The sequence below is a fragment of the Stenotrophomonas sp. YJH_SMC_106-19 genome, assembly GCF_059368375.1.
On the sequence record NZ_JCAFRQ010000003.1, the window covers coordinates 185,353 to 199,761 of the forward strand.

Genomic DNA, 14,409 nt, shown 5'->3' on the forward strand with positions numbered 1-14,409 from the left:
AACCCGGCGCTGCGCGAACCGGCGATAATGATGGGCTTTTCACTGGCAGGAGTTGTCGATGTCCCCCTACCCCTTCGATGCGGTGCTGTTCGACTGCGATGGCGTACTGGTGGATTCCGAGCCGCTGGTGGCCCGCGTGCTCTCCGAGATGCTGAGTGCGCGCGGCTGGCTGCTGACCCCCGCCCAGGCAGGCGAGGTCTTTCTCGGCAAGTCCGTTGCCGGATTGGCCGGCCTGATCGAGGAGCGCACGGGAAAACCCTTCACCGCCGAATGGCTGGAGGAGTTCCGCCAGCAGCGCAATCGTGCCCTGGAGCGGGACCTGACCGCCATCGAAGGTGCCCCTGAAGCCGTGCGGGCCATCCACGCCGCCACCGGCGGCCGCATCGCCTGCGCGTCCGGCGCGGACCTGCACAAGGTGGAACTGCAACTGCGCAAGGTCGGGATGTTCGACGCCTTCGAGGGCCATGTCTTCAGCGGCCAGGACATGCCGCGCAGCAAGCCACATCCGGATGTCTACCTGGCCGCTGCCGCTTCGCTGGGCGTCGAGCCGCAACGCTGTGCGGTGATCGAGGACACCGTGACCGGCGCTGCGGCCGGCGTGGCCGCGGGTGCCACCGTGTTCGGCTTCAGCGAGGGCGGGCCGCACCACAGCACCCCGGAGGCACTGCGCGCCGCAGGTGTCCATCGGGTGTTCGCGCGCATGGATGAGCTGCCGGCCCTGCTGGCCGCCCACGCGGCCGGCGCCGTGGCGTGATCCGGTCAACCGGATGCAGCGTGGGGCCGGCCCCGCGCCCGCGGCTCATGGCCGCCGCCTCGCATCGGACCGGGCCTCGATCATCTTCCAGCCATTGCCGGAAGGATCACGGAATCCGGCATCGACCGCGCCGTAGCGCTCGACCGGTTCCTGGGTGAACTCGACCCCGCGCTGTCGCCACGCTTCGTAGGTGGCCCGGCAATCGTCCACCGCGAGCACCAGGGGCGGCATCGCCCCCTTGGCCAGCAGCTGCTGCAGGCTCGCCGTGGTGGCGGCGTCGTGGACCGGTGGGCCGGGCCGGAACAGGCCAAGCTGGACGCCGTCCTGCCCGGGGCTGCGGACCGTCAGCCAGCGGTAGTCACCGTTGCGCACATCGGTGTGCACCTCGAAGCCTAGCTTGCCGACGTAGAAGTCGAGTGCTTCATCCTGGTCGCGCACGTACAGGCCGACCACATTCACGCTGTTCGTCATGGGACCTCCCTCAGTCAGGGGCGACGTTAGCAGCGCTGTCGCGTCGCCGCTTCTCCAGAACTGCGGTCTTCAGGTCAGGGCGTCGCGCCGCGCGGGCGTGGCACTCCGGTAGCCGACCCTGCGCCGCCCCCCCTGCGCGCTCGCGTTCGCGGATGGCACCCGGGCTGGCGCCGGTGATGTCACGGAAGATGCGGCCAAAGGTGCCCAGGCTGACCCAGCCGGTCGCCAGCGCGATCTCGGTGATGGGCAGTTCGGTCTCGCGCAGCAGGGCAACCGCCCGCTCGATGCGCCGGCTGAGCAGGTAGCGATGGGGCGGTATGCCAAACGCCTGCTTGAAAGAGCGTGCGAAGTGCGCCACGGACACTGCGCTGACCTCGGCCAGACGGGCGACCGGCCACGGTTCGTGGCTGGCGCGGTCCATGCAGTCGCGGGCACGCAGCAACCGGCGCAGCAATTCCGGGCTCTGGTTCATGGCCTCCCCGCATGCACGAGGCAGGGCCACGCATCCTCCGCGCACGCCACCCCTTCAATGGCGTGCGAGGATGCGGACAGGGGCGATGGGTGTCGGGCGGCCATGAGCCGGCCCAGCCTGCGTCCCCGACTGCGTGCGGTCAATCCCTGCCAGTCGCCGGCGCCCTGCGGCATGATGGGCGCCTTGTCCCCAGCGGAAGCAGTCATGCCTGTCGGATTCATCGGGCTCGGAGTGATGGGAACGCCGATGGCGTCGCACCTGGCGCGGACGGGAAGCCAGGTACTGGGATGGTCGCGCTCGGGCCGCAACGACGCCGAGGCGGTCGCCGCCGGTGTCGAAGTGGCCGATGGCGTTGAAGACGTGTTCGCTGCCTGCGGCACGATCATCCTCATGCTCGCCAACGACGCGGCGATCGACAGCGTGCTGGCACGCGACAGCCCCGAATTCGCAGCGCGTGCTGCCGGTCGCCTGCTGATCAACATGGGGACCAGCTCCGCGTCCTATTCGCAGGCATTGGCACAACAGGTGCGCGCAGCCGGCGGGCGCTATGTGGAAGCCCCGGTGTCCGGCTCGCGGGTGCAGGCCGAAGCCGCGCAGCTGGTCATCCTGCTGGCAGGTGAAGACGAGGACGTCGCACAGGCCTCCGCGCTGGTGGCGCCGCTGGGCAGGCAATGCGTTCCCTGCGGCAATGTTCCCGCGGCATTGCGCATGAAGCTCGCCGTGAACCTGTACCTGATCACGCTGGTGACCGGCCTGGCCGAGGCCGTGCATTTCGCCGAAGCGCACGGCATTCCGCTGGAGCGCTTCGCGCAGGTGCTCGATGCCGGCCCGATGGCCAGTGACGTTTCGCGGATCAAGCTCGACAAGATGGTGCGCGGCGACTATGCGGTGCAGGCGTCGATCACCGACGTGCTGAAGAACAGCCAGCTGGTGGCTGCGGCAGCACGCGACGCCGGCATTGCTGCACCGCTGATCGAGGCCAGCGATGCCCTTTTTGACCGCGCCCAGCGGCTCGGCCTGGGCGGGCTGGACATGGCGGCCGTGCTGCAGGCGCTGCGAGGACCGCCCGCCGCCTGATTCAGCAAGGGATGGCACGCCCGCCCCCGCCCGCTGCTATATTCAGGCGGGCTCGACAGGCATGGTGCCTGTCCACGCAACAACAGGGAGTTGGCCATGGGTCTGGTACAGGCGGTGAAGGGTGCGGTCGGTGGTGTGCTGGCCGACCAGTGGAAGGACTTCTACACCGTGCCCACCGGCCTACCGGCCACCGCAGCCCTGTTCGCTGCGGTCCCGCAGGGCACCAATGCCGGGCGCGGCTCCAATACCCACGCGTCGTCCAACATCATCAGCAACGGCTCGAAGATCGTCGTGCCCGAGGGCTACGGCCTGCTGCTGTTCCAGGACGGTGCGATCACCGCCTTCGTCGCCGAACCGGGCGGATACGAATGGCGCTCGGACGACCTGAACTCGCAGTCCCTCTTCGCCGGCGACGGCCTGGTCAGCACCTTCATCAAGCAGAGCTGGGAGCGCTTCAAGTTCGGTGGCCAGCCGGGAAGCCAGCAGGCCGCCTTCTTCGTCTCGCTGAAGGAACTGCCGGACAACCGTTTCGGCACCCAGTCGGAGATCTACTGGGATGACGGTTTCCTCAACACCCAGGTCGGCGCGGTCACCCGCGGTTCGTACACGTTGAAGATCGTTGATCCGATCCTGTTCGTGAAGAACTTCGTACCCGCAGCCTACCTGCAGCCGGGCAAGGTGTTCGACTTCACCGACCTGGACAACGCTGCCGCCACCCAGCTGTTCAATGAGGTGGTGGGCTCGCTGGCGCCGGCCTTCAGCCTGTACACCAACGATCCGGGCAAGGGCAACCGCATCACCCGGCTGCAGCAGGATTCGATCGGCTTCGCGCAGAGCCTGTCGGCCGCCGTCGAGCAGGCCTACCAGTGGCAGAGCGATCGCGGCCTGGCCATCGTCAAGACGGCGATCGTCTCCATCGAATACGACGCCACTACCCGCGAACTGCTCAAGACCGTGCAGCGCGCCGACGCGCTGGCCGGATCGCGCGGCAACTCCAACCTGCAGGCCAGTGTCGCCCAGGGCATCCAGTCCGCCGGCGAGAACGGTGGCGCGGCAGGCCTGGTGGGGGTCGGCATGGCATCGGGCATGTTCGGTGTCGGCGGCATGCAGCAGCCGGCCACCCCGGCCGCGGATGACCCGGTGGCCAAGCTGAAAAAGGCCAAGGAGATGCTGGACCTGGGCCTGATCACCCAGGATGACTATGATGCGTTGAAGGCCAAGGCGCTGGGCCTGTAACCCGCAGGACGCGAACCGCACATGTCAGATCCACGCAACGGACCGCCTCCGCTGCCCGCTTCCGGCCCTGTGACACCTCCGCCGTTGCCGGGGGCGGCGTTGGACGGTCCGGGCTCTCCGCGGGACGTCCCTCCCCCACCCGGCAGCTTCCCGCTGGACACCTCGCAGCTGCCGCAGGCGATCCGCGACGAAGTGGACGCCCCGGACCCGCTGGCCATCGACACCTCCGCCACCGAGTTGAAGGACGGCCTGAACCGGTGCCCGAAATGCGGCGCCACCGATATCCGGCCCAAGCTCGGCACAGACATCCTGGTCTGCCTGTACTGCCGTCACGAATGGCATGGCGCCCGGGTGGAAGAGGCATTCGGTCTGGGCGAGAACATCGACCTGCTGCGTGGCACCATCATTGCCAGCGGTGCACGCGACATCGATGCCGATGCGTCGGCGCTGATGAGCTTCAAATGCACCGGCTGCGGCGCCGAAGTCACGGTCAACACCGAGAGCACGATGACGGCGCGCTGCCACTGGTGCCGGCATGTGTTCGGCGTCAACGAGCAGATCGCCAATGGCGCGGTGCCGGATGCGGTACTGCCGTTCCACATCAGCAAGGACGATGCGGTTGCCCGCATCCGCCAGTTCGTCGACAAGCGCCGTCTGTTCGCCCTGAAAGCCTTCAAGGATCAGTTCACGCCCGAGAACGTGGTCGGCGTGTACCTGCCATACATGATCGTGGACAGCAATGTCAGCGCCGCCGTGGCGGGCAAGGGCGAGATCCAGACCCGCCGATACACCGTGGGCAGCGAGAAGAACAAGCGCACCGTATACGATGCCGATGTCTACCAGATCGAGCGCCAAGTGAACTTCACCGTCGACGATCTGCCGCTGGAATCCTCTGCCGAGCGCGGCAATCTGGACATCAGTGCCAACACCAACAACATCATCAACACCATTCTGCCGTTCGACACCAAGAACGCGGTGAAATGGAACGCGTCCTACCTGGCCGGCTTCACGTCCGAGAAGCGCAATCTCGATGTCGAAACGCTGCGCCCGCGGCTGGAGGACCAGCTGCTGTCGATCGCGCGCGCACAGGTGGAAGCGTCGGTGCGCGGCTACAACCGGGGCGTCCGCTGGGAGCAGGAACAGCTGGACGTGCATGGCACCCGCTGGGTATCCATGTACCTGCCGGTCTGGCTGTACTCCTATCATCAGCCCGGCCGCAACGGCGGCATGCTGCACTACATCGCGGTGAACGGGCGTACCGGCGAAACCATGGGAAGCGTGCCCGTGCAGCAGTGGAAGATGCTGCTGGCAGCCCTTACGGCCGGCACGATCATCGAAGCAGTGGCAATCCTCATTCTGATGGCGACCGCATGAGCGACGACAGTGGCCTCTGGCTGTTGGCGGCAGGTCCGGCCGGCGCGACCGCGCTGTACTGGGCGCTGTACCGCTACTACCGCAATACCGACAAATCACACGCCTTCGAGCATGAAACCGAAGTGCAGGCCGCGCCCGTCAGCGGCTCGGACCAGAAGGTGGGCCAGGTGCGCGGCACCGAGGCCACCCGCATCGAGGGCGACAACGTCTACCAGTACCGACGACGCGTGGCGCGGCTGAAACCCAGGCCCTGAGGGCGGGGGACGCCATCCAACGCGTCCCCGCGCACGCGTCATGCCGACGCTCAGCCTGCCTGGCCCAGCCTGATCTTCAGCTGCTGGATCTCCCGCTCGCTCACGCCGATCGCCTTCAGATAACCCTCGGCACCACCGTACTGGCTGCGCAGCGCCGCCAGGAACCGCTCCATGTTGTCCGGCGCGGTCCCGGCCATCCCGGCCATCTTGCGGCCGATCTCCGGATTCTGCCTGATGAGCGCCATGATCTGCGCGTTCATGGCGCTGTCTTTCGGCTGCCCCTGCAGATAGTGGGCTGAGATCGCATAGTTGTGCACGATGTCCGCTTCGGGCACGCCGGCCAGATCCAGCAGCAGGCCCGCGATGATGCCGGTGCGATCCTTGCCGGCCGTGCAGTGGAACAGCACGGTGCCGTCCTGCTGTGCGGCGATGCGCTGGAACACCTGCTTGAACTGTGGCTGGCTGTGGCCCAGCCACTGTACGTACGCATCGCCCAACGTATCGGGGAAGCTGGCCATCATCTTCTGCAGGTCCATCTGCTCGGTGCCCATCAGCGAGATGCGCTGGTAATCGAAGCGCTCATCGCGGGCCAGCAGGTCCGGCGACTGCCGTTCCTCGTCTGCGGTACGCAGGTCGATGTCCAGCTTCACCCCGGCCGCGGCCAGCGCGTCGCGGTCTGCGTCGGTCAGGCGGCCGAGGTCGGCGGTGCGCACGAATGCCTCGGCGGGAATCGGCCCATGGCGGCCCTGCAGACCGGCGAAGGTACGCACGTTCCATGCTCCCTGCAGCGGTATTTCCCGCGACGCATCGGCGGCGACAGGCACCACGTTGGCGGTGGCAGTCGGCTTTGCAGCCACGGCCTCCGGGGCATCGGCGGCGACCGCAGTCATGGCCACCGGCAAGCAGAGCATCAGGGCCAGGAAAAGGCTGGCAGGGCGGGTCTTCATGAGGTTCTCCAGGGCTTTCAGAAGTTGATGGCCACATCGAGGCCAAAGGTGCGCGGGTCGTTGAAGATGCCGGTCTGGCCAAGTGCCGGACTGTTGAGCTTGTAGAACAGGTGCTGCTCATCGAGCAGATTGCGCGCCCATAATGAGAACGACATCGTGGTGCCAGTGCTGTTCATGGGTACATCCACCAGTGCAACGCGGGCATTGACCACGAATGAACGGTCGGTCAGCATCTGGTCGTACTCGCTGGTGTAGAAGCCGTCGGACCAGTTCCCATCAACGTGGAACTTCAGCGCGGAAAAATTAGCGAACGGCACCAGATAGTCGATGGCCAGGCTGCCGGCGTTCTTCGGCGCCAGCAGCGGCTGCACGGTCACCTGCACGCCTGCGCCGAACGGATCGACCGCGGTCTGCGCATCGATCTTCGTGTAGGCGTAGTTGAGTGCCAGGGTGAGGTTGTCCACCGGCATCACGTTGAACTCCAGTTCCGCGCCGCGTGATCTGCCATCGCCCAGTGCGTTGGTGGTGACCATCGTGGTACGCGTCTCGCCGCTGTTCGGGTCGAACGGCAACGAGAAATCCATCTGCTTGTGAGCAATCGTGGCGTCGAAGAGCGCGACGTTGAGACGGGCGCGGTCGTCCCAGAACTGCGTCTTGAAACCCAGCTCGTAGGCGGTCACTTCTTCCGGGCCGAACGCGGTGTAGTTCGTCGAGCGGGAATTCGCGCCACCAGCCTTGAAGCCGGTGCTGTAACGCACGTAGACCATGGCCTGGCCACCGAGGTCATAGGCAATGTTGACCATCGGGTCGAAGCGGCTCCAGCGGTCGTTGAACGCCAGCTGGGTGGCGGCACCGTTGACGGTGTACAGGTTGCCCTTCTTGTCATCGCGTGTGTAACGGCCACCTGCGGTCAGGTGCAGCCGGTCCATCGCTTCCGGCGTCCACGTCGCTTGCCCGAATACCCCCAGGCTGTCGGTCCATGCCTTGCTGGCACGGTCCACGCGTACTTTCGAGAGATCCAGCGGATTGGTTGCCGGGTTGACGGTGTAGCTGTTGCCACCCGGCCCCCACACCAGCATGTTCGGAGTCTGCGCATTGTCGCCGGCAGTCTCGTGGTAGAAGAATGCTCCGCCCAGGAACTGCAGCTGGTCGGTGTTGCCGATCAGCTGGAACTCCTGGCTGTACTGGTGCTGGTAGACCTGGGCAAGGCTGTAGCGTCCGAATGGCGTACCGGCCCCTCCATAGGCCGAGATCGCGTCGACCAGGCCCATGTCGAACTGGCCTTGGGTCAGTTCGCGATAGGAACTGATGGACTTGAGCTCAAGCTGGTCGCTGAGGGTCCAGGACAGGTTCAGCAGGTGTCCGCTGGTGCGGCCGATATTGTCCTCCTGCGGTCCTCCCAGGATCGCACTGTCGCGCCGGTCCTGGCTGGCACCGGCCTGCTGCAGCGGGCTGAGGAAGGCACCCGGGACCAGCACCTGCGTGTGGTAAGGCGTGGTCGCATCGTAGGATCTGTCGAAGGCGTACAGCAGCGAGAAATCTTCGCTGGGCTGCCAGAGCGCGCTGAGTCGCGCGCCGCGCTTGTCATAGGCGTTGAAATCGCGCTCGCCGCGCATCGGATTGTCCGTGGTGCCGTCACGCTTTGCCTGCACGGCATCGACCTTGAAGCTGAGATCCGCCACCCTCGGCAGATCCAGGTGCAGTGCGGTGGTGTAGCCACCAAAGTTCGACGCGCCCGCGCTCACGCTGCCACCGAACTCCCCGGTTGGCTGCTTTGTCACGATGCTCACCGCACCGCCTTCAGTATTGCGGCCGAACAGCGTGCCTTGCGGCCCTTTCAGCACTTCGATGCGCTCCACGTCGTAGAGCATGCTGCCCAAGCCCTGCGCACGCCCCATGAACACACCATCGACATAGATGCCGACTCCGGCATCGCGGGCGGGTTGATTGGCGTCTCCGGATGCGCCAATGCCGCGGATGCCGATGTTGAGCGCCGAGCTGCGGGTCGCGAACGGGGTGACACGCAGCGATGGGATCGATCCGTCGGACAGACTGCCCAGCGAGATCGCACTCCGATCCTTCAAGCCTTCTGCGTCGACGACGGAGACCGATATGGGCGTTTCCTGCAGGTTGGTGGCGCGCTTCTGTGCGGTCACCACCACCTGGTCCAGGGCGACCACGGTGCGCGCGGTTTCGCTGGAGATATCGGCGGTCGGGGCTTCTTCGGCACGGGCCAAGGCGGGCAACGTAGTGGCAACGGCCAGGGCAAGGAGGGATCGGTGCAGCGGAAGGTGGCGCATCGGACTCATTCACGGAAGGGGCTGGCCGGCGCAGTGTGGAGGCGGCCAGTGACAGATGAATGACCGTTCATTCACGCGATCCGTGAAGTACTATCCCGGCCCTTCATCCCAGCCAGGAAGATCCATGACACAGACGCCCGCGGTCCCCTCGCCCGCAGCGGATACCGCCGCCGCCCATGCAGATGCACAGCGGCGGCGCATCCTCGATGCCGCGCAGGCATGCTTCATCACCCGGGGATTCCATGCCGGCTCCATTGCCGACATCGCTGCGCAGGCGCAGATCAGCCAGGGACTGATGTACCGCTACTTCGCCAACAAGCGTGCCCTGATCCTGGCCCTGATCGAGCGCCAGCTCCGGCACGACCAAGCGTCCATCAGCCAGATGCCGGACGCACCGGACCTGCTGGCTGGCCTGCTGGAGTGCTACCAGCAATGGGCACGGGGTGAGGTACTGCCGATCCACGGCAATGCCATTGCCAGCGTGGCGCTGTTTGCGGAAATCAACGCCGAAGCACACCGCGACCCGGCGCTGGCCGAGGTGCTGCGCCGCCACGACAAGCAGATCACCGCCGCGATTCATGGCTGGCTGCGTGAGCGTGACGCGGGCCGTGGCCGCACGCTGGACGAAGAGCGGATCGCCCGCCGTACCCTGCTGCTGCGAGTGCTGGTGGAAGGGCTGGCCATGCGGGCAGTGCGCGACCCTGATCTGCCCACGCCCCGCGTACGCATGCTGCTGGCCGATGCCATCGCGCAGGTTCTGGACGAGTGAGGACCGTTGCGCAGCCCGCATGGCACCATCACGCGGTCTCCCACCCTGCCGGTCTCATGCTTTCCGGGTCGCCCTCCCGAGCATCCCGCCATGATCGCCCTGCTCCCGCGTACCTGCCTGGCCGCGCTGTGCTGCCTGTCCCTTCCCGTCATGGCCCAGGATGCATCCTTCGGCTTTGGCCAGCAGAGCACCGAAACCTCGCAGACCACCCAGACCTCGACCACCCAGCGCCAAAGCCAGCGCAGCGATGACACGGCCTTCGGCAGCAGCGGCTCGATGACCTCGCAGTCCAGCACCCATTCCCGGACGCATTCCGAATCGAACAGCGAGAGCACCGGCGTGGATCTGGAGATCGGCGTCCCCGATGACACCGATCGCTGGGGCCAGGAACGCCGCCATCCCCGCGATCTGCGTGACAGCGACCTGTTCGGCACGTGGACGCTGGGCGAGGAGAACGGGAACACCTGCACGATCGAACTGAAGAGCATGGAGTGGTTCGGCGGCTACAGCGCCTATGTGCCGGCGGGCTGTCCAGAGGGATTCTTCCCGGCCAACCGCTGGGTGCTTTCCGGTAACCAGTTGCTGCTGACCGACACCAGCAACACGGTGTACGGCCGTTTCCGTGCATCGGGTGGCGGACGGTGGTCTGGCTTTCGCGAGTCCGACGGCGCGCGGCTCTACCTGAATCCGAAGGGTCGCTGACGGACGCCCTGCACGCCCCGGGGACGGCAGTATCAGGAAGATCAGGCAACCTTCCTTGAACCGCCCTGCGATGTCCGCCCCCACCGGTCCCCGCCTCGTCATCTATGCCGCCCTGGCCGGCAACCTCGCCATTGCCGTGGCCAAATTCATCGCCGCTGGCATCTCCGGCAGTTCAGCGATGCTCAGTGAAGGCGTGCACTCGCTGGTCGACACCCTGAACGAAGTACTGTTGCTGTACGGGCTGCGCAGGGCCGGCAAGGCGCCGGACACCGTGCATCCATTCGGCTACCGGCGCGAGCTGTATTTCTGGAGCTTCATCGTGGCCTTGCTGGTGTTTGCGGCGGGCGCGGGCGTGTCGGCATACGAGGGCATCCAGCACATCCGCCAGCCGGAACCGGCGACCCACCATGTGCTGAGCTACAGCGTGCTGGGCATTTCCATCCTCTTCGAAGGCGCGTCGTGGTGGGTGGCGCTGCGCGAGTTCCGCCGCACCAAGGGCAGGCTCGGCTACTTCGAGGCGTTCCGACGCAGCAAGGACCCGTCCACGTTCACCGTGCTTCTGGAGGACAGTGCAGCCCTGCTCGGTCTCGGATTCGCGCTGGCCGGGCTGGTCGCGGCGCAACTGCTGGACATGCCGGTCCTGGACGGCGTGGCCTCGCTGTGCATCGCCGCAGTTCTGGCGGTGACTGCGTTCCTGCTGGCACGCGAGACCAAGGGCCTGCTGGTGGGCGAGCCTGCCCATCCAGCGGTGGCCGAGCGCATCCTGGCCGTCGCCGAAACCGATGCCGATCTGCGCCGCGCCAATGGCGTGACCACCATGCAGATGGGCCCAGAGCAGGTGGTGGCCATGCTCAGCGCGGAGTTCGAGGATGATCGGCATACGCCGCAGATCGAGGCCTGCATCACCCGCATCGAAAACGCCGTCAAGCGTGAGTACCCGGAACTGGTGGCGCTGTTCGTCAAACCGCAGACGCCGGAAGTCTACGCCGCCCGGCGTGCGGCGCTTCGCGCGCCGCGTTCACCGGATTGACGCCGCGTCCGCATCCGCTTCACCCTGCCAGCGTCAGACTGATCCCCCGTTCGCCGACCCGCTACCGCCGTGCCTGACTGGCTGCCCGATCACTGGACGCTCCTGCCGCGCCGCTTCTACCAGCGTCCGCCGCAGGAGGTCGCCCCCGAACTCCTGAATGCGCTGCTGATACGCAGCGATGGACGGGCGGCCCGTATCGTCGAGGTCGAGGCCTACGGCGGCAGCCAGGACCCGGCCGCGCACTCCTACCGAGGACCGACGCCGCGGACAGCCAGCATGTTCGGGGAGGCCGGGCATCTGTACGTGTACTTCAGCTACGGCATCCACTGGGGAAGCAACGTGGTGTGCGGGCAGGAACACGAGGGCGTGGCAGTCCTGCTGCGTGCAGCGGAGCCCGTGCAGGGCATCGACAGGATGCGGGAACTCAGGCCAGCCGCACGGCACGACCGCGATCTTGCCAGCGGCCCAGGCAAGCTGTCCCAGGCATTCGGCCTGGACAAGAGCTTCGACGGCGCCGATCTGGTGACGGGCAGCCACGGTGTGGTCATTGCCCGCGACGGCACACCTCCGCCGACGGACCCGGTCATCGGCCCGCGGATCGGCATCAGCCGCGCCGTCGACTTTCCGTGGCGCTGGCATGTCCGCGGCCATCGGCACGTCTCGGCACGCGCCCCCCGGCCTGCATCGGCAGCACGCAGATGACGCCGCTGGACCGGCCACTGCGGCGTGAACTGGAGATCGACGGCCAGCACTACACCCTGACGCTTGATCCGCAGGGCCTGAAGCTGGTGGAAAAAGGCCGGCGCAAGGGTGTGGTCCTGCGCTGGCGTGACCTGGTGTCAGGTGATGCTGCCCTGGCCGCCGCCCTGCAGGCATCGTTGCAGACGCGCTGAGCGGACGCCCCACCACAGTGCCGACGGACAACGCCGGATCCGGATCAGGTGCGCACCGTCGCCCACGTTGGCGCGTGATCGCTGGCCTTGTCCTGCAGGCGCACCCAACGATCCACGCCTGCATCCACCAGGCGTGCCGCCAGGATCGGGTTCAGCAGCAGGTGATCGATGCGCAGTCTCCGGTCGCGCTCGGCATGCTGGCGGAAGTAGTCCCAGAATGTGTAGATCGTGCTGTCACCGTGCACGCTGCGCAGGGCGTCGGTCCAGCCCTGCGCGAGCAGATGCTCGAACTGCTCGCGCACCTCCGGCTGTAACAGCGCGTCGCGGCGCCATGCCTTCGGGTCGTACACATCGGCCTCGGTGGGGATGACGTTGAAATCGCCCAGCAGCACTGCAGGGTGCGGGAGATCGACGAGGCTGCGCGCGTGACGGATAAGGCGCTTCATCCAGCGCAGCTTGTAGTCGAACCTGGGGCCCGGCTGGGGATTGCCGTTGGGCAGGTAGAGACCACCCACGACGATGCCGTGCACCGCCGCTTCCAGATAGCGGCTCTGCACATCCGCCGGTTCGCCCGGCAACCGCCGCCGGCTCTCCACCGGCACCGCATCCCTTGCCAGCAGGGCCACGCCATTCCATCGCGCTTCGCCCAGCCACAGTGCACCGTAGCCGGCCTGTTCCAGCGCATCGGCCGGGAATGCAGCATCGGTGGCCTTCAGCTCCTGCAATGCGACCACGTCCGGCGATGTCCTGTCGAGCCAGGCAAGCAGATGGGGCAAGCGCGTGCCGATACCGTTGACGTTGAACGTGGCGATGCGCAACGTCTTGCGGCGGGCCATGCAGAACTCCTGAAGCCGGCGGGCAGAGCTACCACTGTGCCTGCGCCGTCATGCAGGCGCCGTCGACGTCATCGAAACGACGCTCGGCGATCATGGCGAACGCGCCCACAGCAACCTGCTGCGAGCGCTACCCGGCCCCGCGCCCGCCCGCCAGAAACAGCGCCATGCGCTGCAGCTCGTCCTCCAGCGCACTGCGGAACAGCCGGTCGCGCGCCAGTGAGCGCCCCGCGTAGCCGAGCGATGGCTCAAGCTGGCCGTCGCGGACAGTCACATTGGCCCACCCCACCACCTGCTCGTGCCACAACATCGGCAGCGCGTAGTAGCCATACTGGCGCTTGGGCGCCGGCGTGTAGGCCTCGAACCTGTAGACCCAGCCCCACAGCAGCTCGAACCGCCGGCGGTCCCAGACCACCGGATCGAACGGCGCCAGCAGGCGTACCTGCTCGTCCGGCGCATGCCGTCGTGAGCGCGGATTCTCGTCCGCCGGCCAGTACCACGTGGTGCCCTCCACGGTAGCGCTCGCCAGCTGTTCCTTCGCCAGCTTCAGCGCCTGCCGGGTCTGCTCGGCCAGATGCGGTGCGCCGTAGCCCAGCAGCCGGGCCAGGTAGGTCAGGCTGGCCGATGGAAGCGGCGCGTACTTGCGCACGATCAACGCGACCAGTGCAGCCGCGCGCCGCACGCGCCCGTCCTCGCTGTCCTCCGCCGGCGCATGCTCGGCCACGCTGTAGATGCGCGTTCCGCTGTCGCGCCGCTGCACCCGCAGCAGGCCGCGATAGTGCATGCCCTCCAGCAGATGCGTGCTGGCGTTGCTGGTGCCGCCCCAGTAGTTGGTCACCCGGCCGTGCGCGAACGCCTGGTCGACCTCGCGCGGATGCACGCTGCCACGTTCGCGCACGAACGCCAGCACATCCGCCGCACGGCGTTCGGTGTCCGCGTCCCATGCACGCCGGGCCACGCGGGGATGCATCAACGCCAGGTACTCGCGCGGCAGGAAGCCGTAGTTGACCAGGCAGTCCTCCTCTACCGGCAGGCGCGGGTAACGCCGCTCGAGGTCACCGGCCCGATAGTCCTTCACCCGATGCCGCAGTGTCAGATCCTGTGCCCGGGCCGGCGCGCGGATCGGATCGGCCTGTACGAAGCCCAGCCGCCGGATCGCAGCCATCAACGTTGTTGGCGGGAACAGGGTGCGCGCCACCGCGTAGCGGCGCAGGTCGTCGAGAGTGGGCTGCCTGGACATGACGCCATTGTAGGCGCGCGCCGGGGGTATGCTGTCAGACCCCGGTCCACTGACGTC

General features: G+C 66.9%; 16 protein-coding genes. 10 read left to right on the forward strand and 6 right to left on the reverse strand.

What is annotated here, in order from left to right:
- The first annotated feature begins 58 nt into the window (after positions 1-58).
- A complete protein-coding gene (locus AC5P5M_RS11660) occupies positions 59-754 on the forward strand; it encodes an HAD family hydrolase (RefSeq protein ID WP_283219769.1) in 696 nt (231 codons plus the stop codon).
- A 45-nt stretch (positions 755-799) separates the two neighbouring features.
- Here the strand turns inward: AC5P5M_RS11660 and AC5P5M_RS11665 are convergent, their stop codons facing one another.
- Complete coding sequence (locus AC5P5M_RS11665; RefSeq protein ID WP_053515885.1) at positions 800-1,225, reverse strand: VOC family protein; 426 nt, start codon at positions 1,223-1,225, stop codon at positions 800-802.
- A 10-nt stretch (positions 1,226-1,235) separates the two neighbouring features.
- On the reverse strand, positions 1,236-1,697 hold the full coding sequence (locus tag AC5P5M_RS11670; RefSeq protein ID WP_495205916.1) for a helix-turn-helix transcriptional regulator: 462 nt from the start codon (positions 1,695-1,697) through the stop codon (positions 1,236-1,238).
- Between the two features lie 204 nt (positions 1,698-1,901).
- On the opposite strand from AC5P5M_RS11670, the gene AC5P5M_RS11675 reads away from it, so the two are divergent.
- From AC5P5M_RS11675 to AC5P5M_RS11690, 4 genes are all read left to right on the forward strand, one after another.
- Entirely contained in the window at positions 1,902-2,774 is an 873-nt protein-coding gene (locus tag AC5P5M_RS11675; protein WP_495205917.1) for an NAD(P)-dependent oxidoreductase, read from the forward strand.
- 96 nt (positions 2,775-2,870) lie between these two features.
- Complete coding sequence (locus tag AC5P5M_RS11680) at positions 2,871-4,010, forward strand: SPFH domain-containing protein (protein ID WP_193395822.1); 1,140 nt, start codon at positions 2,871-2,873, stop codon at positions 4,008-4,010.
- Between the two features lie 21 nt (positions 4,011-4,031).
- A complete protein-coding gene (locus tag AC5P5M_RS11685) occupies positions 4,032-5,384 on the forward strand; it encodes a TFIIB-type zinc ribbon-containing protein (RefSeq protein ID WP_495205918.1) in 1,353 nt (450 codons plus the stop codon).
- On the forward strand, positions 5,381-5,638 hold the full coding sequence (locus AC5P5M_RS11690) for a hypothetical protein (RefSeq protein WP_053515893.1): 258 nt from the start codon (positions 5,381-5,383) through the stop codon (positions 5,636-5,638). The genes AC5P5M_RS11685 and AC5P5M_RS11690 overlap by 4 nt, the downstream gene beginning before the upstream one ends.
- A gap of 50 nt (positions 5,639-5,688) precedes the next feature.
- Here the strand turns inward: AC5P5M_RS11690 and AC5P5M_RS11695 are convergent, their stop codons facing one another.
- Positions 5,689-6,585, reverse strand: coding sequence for a tyrosine-protein phosphatase (locus AC5P5M_RS11695; RefSeq protein ID WP_111186916.1), 897 nt, complete (start codon positions 6,583-6,585; stop codon positions 5,689-5,691).
- A gap of 17 nt (positions 6,586-6,602) precedes the next feature.
- A complete protein-coding gene (locus AC5P5M_RS11700; protein ID WP_495205919.1) occupies positions 6,603-8,885 on the reverse strand; it encodes a TonB-dependent receptor in 2,283 nt (760 codons plus the stop codon).
- A 124-nt stretch (positions 8,886-9,009) separates the two neighbouring features.
- On the opposite strand from AC5P5M_RS11700, the gene AC5P5M_RS11705 reads away from it, so the two are divergent.
- The 5 genes from AC5P5M_RS11705 to AC5P5M_RS11725 all read left to right on the forward strand — a co-directional run bounded on the left by AC5P5M_RS11705 (position 9,010) and on the right by AC5P5M_RS11725 (position 12,279).
- The gene (locus tag AC5P5M_RS11705; RefSeq protein ID WP_197571394.1) at positions 9,010-9,654 is read left to right on the forward strand and encodes a TetR family transcriptional regulator; all 645 of its coding nucleotides are present in this window, start codon (positions 9,010-9,012) and stop codon (positions 9,652-9,654) included.
- Positions 9,655-9,744: 90 nt separating this feature from the next.
- Entirely contained in the window at positions 9,745-10,356 is a 612-nt protein-coding gene (locus AC5P5M_RS11710; protein WP_111186913.1) for an AprI/Inh family metalloprotease inhibitor, read from the forward strand.
- A 70-nt stretch (positions 10,357-10,426) separates the two neighbouring features.
- Positions 10,427-11,386: a cation diffusion facilitator family transporter gene (locus AC5P5M_RS11715; RefSeq protein ID WP_495205920.1), complete on the forward strand. Its 960-nt coding sequence runs from the start codon at positions 10,427-10,429 to the stop codon at positions 11,384-11,386.
- Between the two features lie 69 nt (positions 11,387-11,455).
- Positions 11,456-12,088, forward strand: a complete 633-nt coding sequence (locus AC5P5M_RS11720) for a DNA-3-methyladenine glycosylase (RefSeq protein ID WP_065176091.1) — start codon at positions 11,456-11,458, stop codon at positions 12,086-12,088.
- Positions 12,085-12,279, forward strand: coding sequence for a hypothetical protein (locus tag AC5P5M_RS11725; protein ID WP_111186911.1), 195 nt, complete (start codon positions 12,085-12,087; stop codon positions 12,277-12,279). The genes AC5P5M_RS11720 and AC5P5M_RS11725 overlap by 4 nt, the downstream gene beginning before the upstream one ends.
- Before the next feature lie 44 nt (positions 12,280-12,323).
- Here the strand turns inward: AC5P5M_RS11725 and AC5P5M_RS11730 are convergent, their stop codons facing one another.
- Both AC5P5M_RS11730 and AC5P5M_RS11735 read right to left on the reverse strand, forming a co-directional pair.
- Positions 12,324-13,115, reverse strand: a complete 792-nt coding sequence (locus AC5P5M_RS11730) for an exodeoxyribonuclease III (RefSeq protein ID WP_495205921.1) — start codon at positions 13,113-13,115, stop codon at positions 12,324-12,326.
- Positions 13,116-13,242: 127 nt separating this feature from the next.
- On the reverse strand, positions 13,243-14,352 hold the full coding sequence (locus AC5P5M_RS11735) for a DNA glycosylase AlkZ-like family protein (RefSeq protein ID WP_111186909.1): 1,110 nt from the start codon (positions 14,350-14,352) through the stop codon (positions 13,243-13,245).
- Positions 14,353-14,409 lie beyond the last annotated feature (57 nt).